This is a genomic window from Devosia sp. (assembly GCF_030689745.1).
In the GTDB taxonomy this organism is placed as follows: domain Bacteria; phylum Pseudomonadota; class Alphaproteobacteria; order Rhizobiales; family Devosiaceae; genus Devosia; species Devosia alba.
Map to the genome: position 1 here is coordinate 20,847 of NZ_JAUYGL010000180.1, position 13,328 is coordinate 34,174.

Genomic DNA, 13,328 nt, shown 5'->3' on the forward strand with positions numbered 1-13,328 from the left:
GGCTTTTTTTGCTTGTCTGCGACGTTTGCGTTCGCCGCCCCTTGCTGCCGATCGTGGAGCCACGCTAATTTGGCCGTCATGTACCAGCTGCCGGCCTTCCGCGAAGACGATCATGCATCTCTCTACGCCTTCATCGGCGCACATCCGCTCGGGCTGTTGATCTCCGCAGGCGAGGCGGGCCTCTTGGCCAACCCGATCCCGTTTCTTGCCTATGCGCAGGAGGGCGACAAAGGCGTGATGCGCTGCCATTTGTCGCGCGGCAACACGCAGTGGCACGCGCTGCGCGACGGCGCCGAAACTCTGATCGTGTTCCAGGGCGCCGACGGCTATGTCACCCCGTCCTGGTACAAGTCCAAGGCCGAGCACGGCAAGGTCGTGCCGACCTGGAACTATGCCGTGGTGCAGGTGCGCGGCACTGCTCGCGTCATGGAGGACCCGGCATGGCTGCACGCCAATGTATCGGCCCTGTCGGACGCACACGAACTGGAGCGGCCGCGCCCCTGGTCGGTCAGCGACGCACCAGACGCCTTCATTGCCGGGCAACTACGCGGCATTGTCGGGGTCGAGATCGCCGTCAGTACCATTGAGGGCAAGTTCAAGTTCAGCCAGAATCGGGCCGAATCCGATCGAAATGGCGTGGCCGCAGGGCTCGCGAACGAGGCCGGATCCACCGATCACCTCGCTATGGTCAAGGCCCGCAACGGCCTCTAGCGGCTACTGGAACGCCGTCTCGGCAAAGCTGCGCAGCTTGCGGGAGTGCAGCCGCTCTGCCGGCTGGTCGCGCAGGATTTCCATGGCGCGCAGGCCAATCAGAAGATGCCGGTTGATCTGGGTGCGATAGAAATCCGAGGCCATGCCGGGCAGCTTGAGCTCGCCATGCAGCGGCTTGTCCGACACACACAGCAGGGTGCCATAGGGCACGCGGAAGCGGAAACCATTGGCGGCAATGGTGGCGCTCTCCATGTCCAGTGCAACCGCGCGCGACTGACTCAGTCGTTGGGTGATCTCGGTCTGATCGCGCAGTTCCCAGTTGCGATTATCAAACGTCGCCACCGTGCCGGTACGCATGATCTTTTTGGTTTCGAGCCCCTCGGTCTGGGTGATCTCGTGCACCGCCTGCTCGAGCGCCACCTGCACTTCTGCCAGTGCCGGAATCGGCACCGACAGCGGCAGATCGGCGTCGAGCACATGGTCCTCGCGCACATAGGCGTGGGCCAGCACATAATCGCCCAGCTCCTGGGAATTGCGCAGGCCTGCGCAGTGCCCCAGCATGATCCAGGCATGCGGGCGTAGCACGGCGATATGGTCGGTGATGGTCTTGGCGTTGGATGGGCCGACGCCGATATTGACCATGGTGATACCACGGCCATTGGGGGCGGTCAGGTGATAGGCCGGCATCTGCGGCGCGCGGGCAGGCGAGGTGCCCGCCACCTTGCCACCGGCCAGGGCATTGTCGGTCACCACATTGCCCGGCTCGATGAAGCTCTCGTAATGGGTATGGCCATCGGCCAGGTACTGCTTGGCGACGCGGCAGAACTCGTCGATGTAGAAGGCGTAATTGGTGAAGATGACGAAGTTCTGGAAATGGCTGGCGTCGGTGCCGGTATAGTGGCTCAGCCGGAACAGCGAATAATCCACCCGCGGCGCCGTGAACGCGGCCAGCGGATAGGGCCCGCCGCGCGGCGGCACAAAAGTGCCATTGGCGATTTCGTCATCGGTATTGCCCAGGTCGGGCGCGTCGAACACATCGCGCAGCGGGATATTGAGCGCATTGAGCGCTTCCCCATCGATCCGCTCATTGGCCGGCACGGCGAAATGCAGCGGGATGGGGGTGTCGGATTCCCCGATGTCGATGGTGCCGCCGTGATTCTTCAGGATCACCGCAAACTGGTCCTGGAAATAATTGCGAAACAGATCGGGCGCCGTCACCGTCGTGCGATAGATGCCCGGGGTATGCAGGAACCCATAGGGCAGGGTGCTTTCGCTGCGGCTATAGCTGGTCGACCGTACCTCGATCTGTGGATAGCAGGCCCGCACCTGGCCCGGTGGCACGATGCCCTTGGCCAGCGATGCCAGATGGCTGCGGATGAATCCGGTATTGCGGTGATAGATTTCGGCAAGATAGGCCCACGCCTTCTCGGGGTCGGTGAAGGATTGCGTCTCGGCGCGTGGCGGGCTGATCGTGGTCATGTTCTTGCTCTTTCATCTCGCGGGTTCCGGATTGAACCCGCTTGGGCGGAATCGCGCCGCATGGTGTGCAACGTCTAGTCTTTTGTGATGACAGCTTCTCGGCGCCGCTTCAACTGCGGGCGCCTTTCCGGCAGCCCTTCACATCGGAGTGACCAGCACTTTTATCGCCGCAATTGGCCACCATCTTGATACCCAGTTCACTGGCATCGCAAACGACCCATGCAACCGGTGAGCGAGGAGTGTTGTGTTGGCCGCTTGTCCCCCAAGCCCTCAACAGTGCGGTAGACCGGCATTCCCCAGGGCCACCAGAACAGAGATGTTTTGGTGGCCCTTTTTTGTCTGCCAGACCCGAACGCTACCCTCGGGTTGGGATTTTTGTCCGGGCACGGCGATCTCACTCCCATTTTAAGAGCAAAACCATAGACGAGCGCCCCGGCATTTCCTATTGCTGCGGCCAGTTCCAATTCTGCTCCCAAAATGAGGCAAGACATGACGGCCAGCATCATCGACGGTAAGAGCTTTGCCGAGGGTCTGCGCGGTCGCATTGCCGGCCATGTGGAGCGTCTCAAGAGCGAGCACGGCATCACCCCCGGCCTTGCCGTGGTAATTGTCGGTCATGATCCGGGCAGCCAGGTCTATGTGGCGCAAAAGGCCAAGCAGACCGTCGCCGTCGGCATGCATTCGGAAAAATACGAACTGGCCGAGACGGTCAGCGAGGCCGAAGTGCTGGCGCTGATCGAAAAGCTCAATGCCGACCCGGCCATCCACGGCATTCTCGTCCAACTGCCGGTGCCTGATCATATCGATCCGCAAAAGATCATCCAGACCATCGACCCGGCCAAGGATGTCGATTGCTTCACCCCGGCCAGCGTCGGCAAGCTGGCCATTGGCCTGCCAGGCCCGGTGTCCTGTACGCCGCTGGGCTGCCTGATGCTGCTGCGCGACCAGTTGGGCGACCTGTCGGGCCTGCACGCCGTGGTCGTCGGCCGCTCCAATCTGGTCGGCAAGCCGATCGCCCAATTGCTGCTGCGCGAGAACTGCACCGTCACCATCGCTCATTCCCGAACGCGCGATCTGCCGTCCATCGTCCGTCAGGCCGATATCGTCGTCGCCGCCGTCGGTCGTCCTGAAATGGTCAAGGGCGACTGGATCAAGCCAGGGGCCACTGTGATCGATGTCGGCATCAACCGCATCGACGCCCCCGAGCGGGGCGAAGGCAAGACGCGCCTGCTGGGCGACGTGGCCTTTGCCGAAGCCGCAGAGATCGCTGGCGCCATCACCCCGGTCCCGGGCGGCGTTGGCCCGATGACCATTGCCTGCCTGCTGGCCAATACCGTCACCACCGCCTCGTTGATCAATGGCCTGGTGCCCCCGAGCGATTTGACGGCATGAATGCTGCCGCTCACGACCCCGGCGGCAAGGTGCGCCTGGCGCTGATGCCGGGCGTCAAGGGCGATGCCGCGTTCAGCGCGGATGGGCGCCACCGGCAGATCATGCGCCGCTGGCTGGGCGACAGCTTCCCTGACCGCTACATTCTGTTTATCGGCATGAACCCGTCGACGGCCGACGCCACGGTCAACGACCCCACCTGTGCCCGTGAATGGAGTTTCGCCCAGCGCGAGGGCTATACGGGCATGGCGAAAGGCAATGTGGGCGACTATCGGGCGACCCATCCCAAAATGTTGCTGATGCCCGGCATTGTCGCTGTCTCGGAAGCGAACCTGCCCTCCCTGCGGGCGGCCGCGGCGGGCGCTGATCGCGTCGTATTGTGCCACGGCAAGCTCAACAAGGCTTTGGCGGCCGCCGGGGCGGAACTGGTGCAAACCCTGCGCAATGACGGGATCAAGCTGTGGTGCTTTGGCACCAATGCCGACGGCTCCCCCAAACACCCACTCTATCTGCGCGCCGACACGCAACTGGTGCCATTTCCGTCCGTGGACGCCGCCCGCTAGAGCAATTCACCGTTGCGCTGAAATGCTGAATTGCCCCAGGTCTTTGATTGGTCGCGCTGGCGCCACTTTTGCTGAAAACGCTCTAGAGCCGGCTGCGCCCGTTAAGCTTGACTTCGATGACCGGCAGTATCTGCTCGACGGCCGCGCGCCCCGCGGCAATCGACTCGGCTGCCCGGTGAAAATCCATCAGGCCGATCTCGGCCACCCGTGGCGCCACCATGGCATGCGGTGGCTCGCCGGCCAGCCGCGAGCGGGTGATGTGATCCTGCATGATGTCGATGGCATTGGTCAGCAAGTCGAAATAGCCCGGCGTGTTGCTGCCGGCGCCGAAAAAGTTCAGCGACGACATCTGCTCCCGCACCGACGCCGGAATGGACGCTATCAAGGCCAAAATGCCTTCGGGCTTGGCCGCTTCGCCGGCTTGCTCAGCCTCATCGGGCAGTACATCGGGCTCAATCACCAGCCGGCGTCCCAGCAGGTCCTCATTCAGATTGACCGCAATGATGAAATCGGCGCCCATCGCCCGGCAGACCGAGACAGGCACCGGGTTGACCAGACCCCCATCCGACAGCCAGCGCCCGTCGATCTTGGTGGGGCTGAACACGCCCGGCATGCCGATCGAGGCCCGCACAGCGGTGGCCAGCGGCCCCGACTGCAGCCAGATCTCGCGCCCCGTGCTGATATCGGTCGCCACCGCGGTGAACGGCAGTTTGAGGTCTTCGATGTTCTCGGGCAGGCCCATGCCGGTGAGCCATTTGACGATGTGCACGCCGTCCACCAGACCACCGCCCAGCAGGCCGACATCAACCATGGCCGCCACCGAACGCCAGTCAGCGCCCATGGCCCAGTCGCGCAAGGCCTCCAGCCGTCCACTGGCATAGACCGACCCGACCAGGGCGCCCATCGAGGTGCCGCAGACAATGTCAGGTTTGATGCCGGCTTCCAGCAGGGCATCGATCACGCCGATATGGGCCCAGCCCCGCGCTGCGCCGCTACCCAGCGCCAAGGCAATGGATGGTTTGGCCATAATTGATCTCCCGACACGGTTTGGCGCACGATAGGCGACGACCCAGGTCGGGGGAAGGGACCTTCAGGCCACGTCCGCCAGATAGAACAGCCGGGCCACCGTGTGGTCACGCAGTGCCTGCGCCGGCAATTTGCCGGTCAGCGCCGCCACTACCGCGGTCGGATCTGCCACCGCGCTGGCATCGACGATCACCTGCGTGAATGCCGGCCGCGTAACGCGCTTGACCTCTTCGAGCATATCAAACAGCCGGGCCCTTACATCGGAGTGCGCTGCGCAGGCCACGCAGTGCTGCCCATCGGCATGGCCATGCCCGCTATTGGCGGGCAGGCGGAGCAGGGCGGTATTGGGGCCAAGCGCCAGCAATTGCCCGGCTTGCGTGACCATAACCACGGGTATGGGGTCGACCTTGGCCACGCGCTACTCCGCTGCCACAATCGCCGGGCCGGGAATGTAGTTCAGGATCGGGCCCAGCCAACGCTCGACATCTTCCAGCTTCATGCCTTTGCGCGCGGCATAGTCGAGCACCTGATCCCGCTCCACCTTGGCAACGCCGAAATAATAGGCGTCTGGGTGGCTCATATAGATCCCCGAGACCGACGATCCGGGCCACATGGCGTAGCTTTCGGTCAGCGTCACGCCCACCGTCTGTTCGGCATCAAGCAGGCGGAACAGCGTGGTCTTTTCGGTATGGTCAGGCTGCGCCGGATAGCCGGGCGCCGGGCGGATGCCCCGATAGGGCTCGGCAGCCAGTTCTTCGGGCGTGAAGGCCTCGTCAGCCCCATAGCTCCAGAATTCCTTGCGCACGCGCTCGTGCAGTGCTTCGGCCAGCGCTTCGGCGAAACGGTCGGCCAGCGCCTTGACCAGAATGGACGAATAGTCGTCATTGGCCCGCTCGAAGCGCTCGGCAATCGCCACCTCCTCGATGCCGGCCGTCACCACGAAGGCGCCGATATAGTCCGGTACGCCGGCAGGACCGACGAAATCAGCCAGCGCCATATGGGCCTTGCCATCGCGCTTACTCAACTGCTGGCGCAGGGTGAACAGGGTCGCCAACTCGTCGGTGCGGCCCTCATCCTTGTACAGGCGTATGTCGTCACCGACGGCATTGGCGGGCCAGAAACCGGCCACGGCGCGCGGCACAAACCACTTTTCCTCGATGATCTGCTTGAGCATGGCCTGGGCATCGTCGAACAATTGCCGCGCTGCCTCGCCCTGTCGTTCATCCTGCAGGATCGCCGGATAGCGACCCTTGAGCTCCCAGGTCTGGAAGAAGGGAGTCCAGTCGATATATTCCGCCAGCGTTTCCAGCTTGAAGTCTTTCAGCACCCTGGTGCCGAGAAAACTCGGCTTGGGTGGGGTGTATCCGCTCCAGTCGGGCGTGAAGGCGTTGGCGCGGGCGGTCGCCAGCGGCACCCGCTTTTTCTCGCTCTCGGCCCGCTCGTGCGCCGCTGCCGCCTTGGCATATTGCTCCTTGATGTCGGCGATGAAGCTGACCTTGGTCTCGGGCGACAGCAGATTGCCCACCACGCCCACGGCCCTGCTGGCGTCGTTGACATGCACGGTCTGGCCGCGATCATAGCGCGGGTGGATCTTGACCGCCGTGTGCACGCGGCTGGTGGTGGCGCCGCCGATCAGCAGCGGAATGTCAAAGCCCTCGCGCTCCATCTCGGCTGCCACATGCACCATCTCGTCCAGCGACGGGGTGATCAGCCCGGACAGCCCGATAATGTCGACATTCTCATCCTTGGCCGTCTGCAATATCTTGGCCACTGGCACCATGACGCCCAGATCGATGATCTCGTAATTATTGCAGCTGAGCACGACGCCGACGATGTTCTTGCCGATGTCATGCACATCGCCCTTTACCGTCGCCATCAGAATCTTGCCGGCGCTCCTGCGGCCGGTGGCATTGCCGTCGGCATTCTTCTCGGCTTCCATATAGGGCAGCAGCAGCGCCACCGCCTGCTTCATCACCCGCGCCGATTTGACCACCTGGGGCAGGAACATCTTGCCCGAGCCGAACAGGTCACCAACAATGCCCATGCCGGCCATGAGCGGGCCTTCGATGACATGAAGCGGCCGCTCGGCCTTCTGCCGCGCCTCTTCGGTATCGGCATCGATATATTCGGTGATGCCATTGATCAGGGCGTGGGCAATCCGGTCCTCGACCGGTTTCTCGCGCCAGCTCAGATCCTTGGCTGCGGCTTCCTTGCCGGCTACGCCCCGATAGCGCTCGGCAATTTCCAGCAGGCGATCGGTGGCGTCGTCGCGCCGATTGAGGATCACGTCTTCACAGGCGTCGCGCAGTTCGGGGTCGATCGACTCATAGACCGCCAATTGCCCGGCATTGACGATGCCCATGTCCATGCCGTTCTGGATGGCATAGTACAGGAACACCGCGTGCATGGCCTCGCGCACCGGCTCATTGCCGCGGAACGAGAAGCTCAGGTTCGAGATGCCGCCCGAAATATGCACATGGGGCAGGGTGTCGGTGATCTGCTTGGTCGCCTCGATGAAGGCAACGCCATAGCCATTGTGCTCCTCAATGCCGGTCGCCACGGCGAACACATTGGGGTCGAACACGATGTCTTCGGGCGGAAAACCGACCTCTTCGGTGAGCAACTGGTAGGCACGGGTGCAGATGGCGACCTTGCGCTCGATGGTATCGGCCTGGCCCTGCTCGTCAAACGCCATCACCACGACTGCGGCGCCATAGGCGCGCACCAGCCGGGCGTAATGCAGGAAGGCTTCTTCGCCTTCCTTCATCGAAATGGAATTGACCAGCGCCTTGCCCTGCACGCATTTCAGGCCCGCCTCGATGACATCCCATTTGGAGCTGTCGATCATCAGCGGCACTTTGGCAATGTCGGGCTCGGCTGCCAGCAGGTTGAGATAGTCGATCATCACCTGTTTGGAGTCGATCAGCCCTTCATCCATGTTGATGTCGATGATCTGGGCGCCATTGGCCACCTGATCGCGCGCCACTTCGAGCGCGGCATGATAGTCGCCGGCGGTGATCAGCTTGCGGAAGCGCGCCGAGCCGGTGACATTGGTGCGCTCCCCAACGTTCACGAACGGAATTTCCGGGGTCAGCGTGAACGCCTCAAGGCCCGACAATCGCAGCTGGCGCTTGATCTCCGGCACCACGCGTGGCGCGTATTTGCTGGCCATTTGCGCGATGGCGCGAATATGGTCGGGCGTCGAACCGCAGCAACCGCCCACGATATTGAGCAAGCCGTCGTTGGCAAACTGCTCCAGCTGCGACGTCATCAGTTCGGGCGTCTCGTCATAGCCGCCAAATTCATTGGGCAGGCCGGCATTGGGATAGGCGCAGATCAGCGTATCGGCCACCGCCGACAGTTCGGCAATATGCTCGCGCATCAGATCGGCACCCAGCGCGCAGTTCAAGCCGACGGTGAACGGCTTGCCGTGGCGCAGGGAATACCAGAACGCGGTTGGCGTTTGCCCTGACAGCGTGCGACCCGAACGATCGGTAATCGTGCCCGACAGCATGATCGGCACGTCAATGCCGCGCTCCTCGAACAAGCGCTGGGCCGCAAAAATGCCGGCCTTGGTGTTGAGCGTATCGGTAATGGTCTCAAACAGCAGCAGGTCGGCGCCGGCATCGACCAGCCCGCGAATGGCCTCGCCATAGGCGACCACCAATTGATCGAAGGTGATCGAGCGATGGCCTGGGCTGTTCACATCGGTCGACATGGATGAGGTCTTGTTGGTCGGCCCCAACGCCCCGGCAACAAACCGGCGGCGCCCGTCCGCAGCCTCGGCCCGCAACGCCGCCCGGCGTGCCACAGCGACGCCCTGGAAATTGATCTCATAGACCGCGTCTTCGCAGCCATAGTCGGCCTGCGCCACCGAGGTTGCCGAGAAGGTGTTGGTCTCGGCGATATCGGCGCCGGCCATGTAATAGTCGAAATGGATATCTTCGACCGCCTTTGGCTCGGTGAGAACCAGCAGGTCGTTATTGCCCTGTAGCGGCAACTTCCAGTCCATGAAGCGCTCACCACGGAAGTTCTCTTCGGTGAACTTCAGCCGCTGCAGCATGGTCCCCATGGCACCGTCCAGAATCAGAATGCGTTCGCTGGCAGCTTGCGCCAGGGCGGTCCGCACTTCGGTCCAGTCGGGAATAGGGGGCTGCTGCTCGGAAAGGCTCATCGCCATTCACCTCGGTTCAACGATCGTCGGATTTGACATAAAGATATCTTTATATCATCGAAAACGCAAGCGGGGACCGGCCCGAACTCCATTGTCCGCAAACTGTCGCGCATTCGTCCCAAATGCCACGCTCGCTGCTAACATTCTGTTGTCCTTAACCTCCCCTAAACCAGAAAACTGTTCTGAGGGGGCAGTCGCCGTTCAATCGCGGTACACTCGACGTTCGCAGCAAGGTTGGCCTATGAGTATGAGTACTGTGATGACACCCTGGCGCCATGCCATCCGCCTGGTCGCATTGGCGACCCTGATCGCCCCGATCCTTGCCGCCTGCGGCATGGGCGACCTCGGCGCCACCGTCAAACGCTCGGCCTTCAGCTCCAAGGAATATGGCGTTACCTCCTCGCCCCGCGTCACCACCAACCCCAATCCGCCCAAGGGTGGCGGCCGCTATCAGGTCGGCAAGCCCTATACGGTGCGCGGCAAGGTCTATGTGCCGCAGGAGAACCCGAACTACGCCGATAGCGGCGAGGCCTCCTGGTATGGCTCCGACTTCCATGGCCGCCGCACCGCCAATGGCGAGATCTTCTCGGCCAACGCCATCACCGGCGCCCATCCGACCCTGCCGCTGCCCAGCTATGTTCGGGTGACCAATCAGGAAAATGGCCGTTCAGTCGTGGTGCGGGTCAATGACCGCGGGCCTTACATGCCTGGTCGCATCATGGACCTGTCGCATCGTGCGGCCGAAATGCTCGGTTACGTGAACAATGGCCACGCCCAGATCCGGGCCGAATATGTCGGTCCGGCACCGCTGGAAGGCGACGATACCCGCATGCTGCTCGCCAGCTATTCCGGCCCGGCCGATATCGTGGGCGGCAGCAGCAATACCCGCTATGCCTATGCCGACAACACCAATAGCCTGGCTGACATTGCCGGCAATTTCTTTGGTGGCCTGTTCTCCTACGCTGACACCACACCGCAAGAACAAGAGATCGCCATAGGTACGGCACACGCTGCCGTCACTGCCATGGCGACCCGCTCCACCGCGCTTGACGAATGGGTGCAGTCGGTCGATGTCGACGCCCGCGCCATCAAGCTGGGGCTCGGCGTCTTCGCCGATCACGACAACGCCATTGCGCTGGCCCAACAGTTCGCCATGCTCGGCGCCGTCGACGAGGAAGCTGTCACTGTCAATGGCCGGGCTGCGACCCGCCTGACCCTGACCCAGCTCAAGCCTGGCGTGGCCCGGGTCGATGCCCTTGATATGGCGCGGCAACTTGGCCTTACCGACATAATTCTCTATTAGTTCTCTTTGTCGGCATTTGTGCCGGCAAACGAGAGGTAGTGCGCGTGAAACGGCTCGGGTACATTCTGGCGATAGTGCTGGCGCTGGCTGCGTCTGCCTGGGCGCAGGCCAATTTCGATACCAAGGCCAAATTCGCCATTCTGATGGATCAGGAGACCGGTACGGTCATCTTCCAGAAGGACGCGGACCTCCCCATGGAGCCGGCCAGCATGGCCAAACTGATGACCATTGCCGTGGTCTTCAACGAAATCCGTCTCGGTCGCGTCAGCCTCAGCGATGAGTTCTTTGTCTCCGAACATGCCTGGCGCACGGGCGGCGCTGCGTCGGGCGGTTCGACCATGTTCGCCGAGCTCAACTCCAATATCTCGGTCGAAGACCTGGTCCGCTCGGTCATCATCCAGTCGGGCAATGACGCGTCCATCATTCTGGCCGAAGGCATTGCCGGCTCGGAAGCCAGCTTTGCCGCCATGATGAATGAACTGGGGGAGGATATTGGCCTGACCGGCTCACACTTCACCAATCCCGCTGGTCTGCCTGACCCGGAAATGCGGGTCACCGCGCGAGACCTGGCGGATCTGGCGCGCTATCTGATCCGCGAATTCCCGCAATACTACCACTACTTCTCCGAGCCCGAGATGGAGTGGAACGGCATCAAGCAATCCAACCGCAATTCGCTGGTTGAACTGGGTATCGGCGTGGATGGCCTCAAGACCGGACACACCGCAGCCGCAGGTTATGGCTCGGTGATTTCGACCAAAGAGGGTGGCCGCCGCCTGATCGCCGTCATCCATGGCCTGACTTCCATGTCGGAACGCACCGAAGAGGGGCGCAAGCTGATCACCTGGGGTGCCCGGGCCTTTGAACGCGTGGCGGCCTATGCCGATGGCGCCATCGTCGCCTACGCCAATGTCTATGGCGGTGAATCGGGCAGCGTCGGGCTGATCGGCAATGGCGAAGTTGCGCTTTATCTGCCGCGAGGCTCGCGCAAATGCCTCAGCGCCGAAGTGCGCTATGACGCGCCGCTGCTGCCACCGGTCAATGCCGGTGACCAGATCGCCGAACTGCGTGTCTTCTGCGACGATCGACTGGTACAGGTGGCGCCGCTCTATGCCGCTGAAACCGTCGGCGAAGGGGGTATTACCCGCAAGGCTGCAGACGCTTTGCGACAACTGGCCCTTGGCTGGCTCTGAGACTCGGATACAACGCTCATCATGCTCGAAGCGCCCAAAGCCAATCGTGCCCGCTTCATCACCTTCGAAGGTGGTGAAGGCGTCGGCAAATCCACCCAGGTCAAACGGCTGCTGCAAAACCTGCAGCGGCACGCCATTGAGGTGGTGCGCACGCGCGAGCCCGGCGGTACGCCAAAGGCCGAAGCCATCCGCTCCTTCATCCTGCAGGGACGATCGGAAAGCTGGGGGGCAGGGGCCGAGGCGGTGTTGTTTGCCGCCGCGCGCCTCGATCACGTCAATCAGTTGATCGCGCCAAATCTGGCGAACGGCACCTGGGTGCTGTCCGACCGTTTCCATGACTCCACACGAGCCTATCAGGGGCTGACCGGTGGCGTCGACGACAAGCTGATCGATGCGCTGGAGAGCCTGGCCCTAGATGGTCACGCGCCCGATCTGACGATTATGCTGGATATGGACCCGGTGGCCGCGTTCAAGCGCGTCGCCGACCGGGCCGTCGAAGACGGGCTGGCTCTGACCGGCGATCGCTTTGAGAAAGAGGAACTCGACTGGCACATAAGGTTGCGCGATGGCTTCCTGGCCATTGCCCGCAACAATCCCGAGCGCTGCGTCGTGATTTCGGCGGCCCAGCATGAAGACGCGCTGGAAGCCGCGATCTGGGAGGTGGTCCGCCAGCGCTTTCCCGAGCTGCTACGCGGATCTCAAGCGTGACCGACCCCAATGCACTTGACGGCCTAGCCCCACCCGAGCGCCGCCAGCGGGCCCGCGGGCACGCGGCGGCCCGTGCGGGGATCGCCAGCCAGGTCGCCAGCCGCCGGCTCCCTGGCGCCATTCTGCTGCACGGGCCGATGGGCATCGGCAAGGCCACCTTCGCCTTCGAAATGACCGCTGCCATTCTGACGGCCACCGGCGATGAGGACGCCCATCGCGTCGAGGAACAGATCGCCGCGCTGTCCCATCCCAATGTCTCGCTGTTGCGCCGCCGTCCCAAGGACGCCAAGAGCTATTATACCGTCATCCGTGTCGAGGATGTGCGCCAGTTGCGCGACGGGCTGCACCACACACGGGGCCGGGCAGGGCACCGCGTCGCCATCATCGACAGTATTGATGACTGCAATCCATCGGCCGCCAATGCCCTGCTCAAGACGCTGGAAGAGCCCCCGGCTCACGTACTGCTGCTTCTCACCACGGCCCAAGAAGAGGCGCTGCTTTCTACCATCCGTTCCCGTTGTCGGCGGCTGGAGGTGCGACCCCTGTCGGAAGACAGGCTCGTGGCAGTGCTCACCGAAGAGCACAGCGTTGCCCCGGAGGATGCTCGGCTGCTGGCCCGCATATCCGGCGGTAGGTTGGGGTGGGCAATAGCCGCCGCCACAAACCCCAGGCTGCTGGAGGAGCGCCAGGTCAGGTTTGACACTTTGCTACAGGTGCTGGACGGCGGGCTGGAGCGTAGGTTCCAATACGCCCAAGAACTGGCTCAACAGTTCAGCCGAGACCGG

General features: G+C 62.8%; 11 protein-coding genes. 7 read left to right on the forward strand and 4 right to left on the reverse strand.

All coding sequences use genetic code 11. The features are described 5' to 3' along the window. The first annotated feature begins 78 nt into the window (after positions 1–78). The gene (locus Q8O80_RS15785; protein WP_305580967.1) at positions 79–711 is read left to right on the forward strand and encodes an FMN-binding negative transcriptional regulator; all 633 of its coding nucleotides are present in this window, start codon (positions 79–81) and stop codon (positions 709–711) included. A 3-nt stretch (positions 712–714) separates the two neighbouring features. On the opposite strand, the gene Q8O80_RS15790 is transcribed toward Q8O80_RS15785, so the two are convergent. Continuing rightward, the gene (locus tag Q8O80_RS15790) at positions 715–2,190 is read right to left on the reverse strand and encodes an AMP nucleosidase (protein WP_305580942.1); all 1,476 of its coding nucleotides are present in this window, start codon (positions 2,188–2,190) and stop codon (positions 715–717) included. 489 nt (positions 2,191–2,679) lie between these two features. Here Q8O80_RS15790 and folD point away from each other — a divergent pair, with 489 nt between their 5' ends. Together folD and Q8O80_RS15800 are read left to right on the forward strand one after the other, a co-directional pair. Next, entirely contained in the window at positions 2,680–3,582 is a 903-nt protein-coding gene (gene folD / locus Q8O80_RS15795; RefSeq protein WP_305580944.1) for a bifunctional methylenetetrahydrofolate dehydrogenase/methenyltetrahydrofolate cyclohydrolase FolD, read from the forward strand. Continuing rightward, positions 3,579–4,142 carry a DUF1643 domain-containing protein gene (locus tag Q8O80_RS15800; protein WP_305580946.1) on the forward strand — a complete coding sequence of 188 codons (564 nt, stop codon included), beginning with the start codon at positions 3,579–3,581 and terminating at the stop codon, positions 4,140–4,142. Before folD ends, Q8O80_RS15800 begins: the two co-directional genes overlap by 4 nt. An 82-nt stretch (positions 4,143–4,224) precedes the next feature. Here Q8O80_RS15800 and Q8O80_RS15805 read toward each other — a convergent pair whose 3' ends face one another. The 3 genes from Q8O80_RS15805 to metH form a co-directional block, all read right to left on the reverse strand. Further along, entirely contained in the window at positions 4,225–5,169 is a 945-nt protein-coding gene (locus Q8O80_RS15805; protein WP_305580947.1) for a patatin-like phospholipase family protein, read from the reverse strand. Between the two features lie 63 nt (positions 5,170–5,232). Next, positions 5,233–5,583, reverse strand: a complete 351-nt coding sequence (locus tag Q8O80_RS15810; RefSeq protein ID WP_305580949.1) for a hypothetical protein — start codon at positions 5,581–5,583, stop codon at positions 5,233–5,235. Positions 5,584–5,586: 3 nt separating this feature from the next. After that, complete coding sequence (metH, locus tag Q8O80_RS15815) at positions 5,587–9,342, reverse strand: methionine synthase (RefSeq protein ID WP_305580951.1); 3,756 nt, start codon at positions 9,340–9,342, stop codon at positions 5,587–5,589. A gap of 241 nt (positions 9,343–9,583) precedes the next feature. Here metH and Q8O80_RS15820 point away from each other — a divergent pair, with 241 nt between their 5' ends. The 4 genes from Q8O80_RS15820 to Q8O80_RS15835 all read left to right on the forward strand — a co-directional run. Continuing rightward, positions 9,584–10,645: a septal ring lytic transglycosylase RlpA family protein gene (locus Q8O80_RS15820; RefSeq protein ID WP_305580953.1), complete on the forward strand. Its 1,062-nt coding sequence runs from the start codon at positions 9,584–9,586 to the stop codon at positions 10,643–10,645. A gap of 44 nt (positions 10,646–10,689) precedes the next feature. Further along, positions 10,690–11,835, forward strand: a complete 1,146-nt coding sequence (locus Q8O80_RS15825) for a D-alanyl-D-alanine carboxypeptidase family protein (RefSeq protein ID WP_305580955.1) — start codon at positions 10,690–10,692, stop codon at positions 11,833–11,835. A gap of 21 nt (positions 11,836–11,856) precedes the next feature. Beyond that, entirely contained in the window at positions 11,857–12,543 is a 687-nt protein-coding gene (tmk, locus tag Q8O80_RS15830) for a dTMP kinase (RefSeq protein ID WP_305580957.1), read from the forward strand. Continuing rightward, positions 12,540–13,328, forward strand: a 789-nt coding sequence (locus tag Q8O80_RS15835; protein WP_305580959.1) for an AAA family ATPase, incomplete at its 3' end; no start/stop codon positions are given. The genes tmk and Q8O80_RS15835, both read left to right, overlap by 4 nt.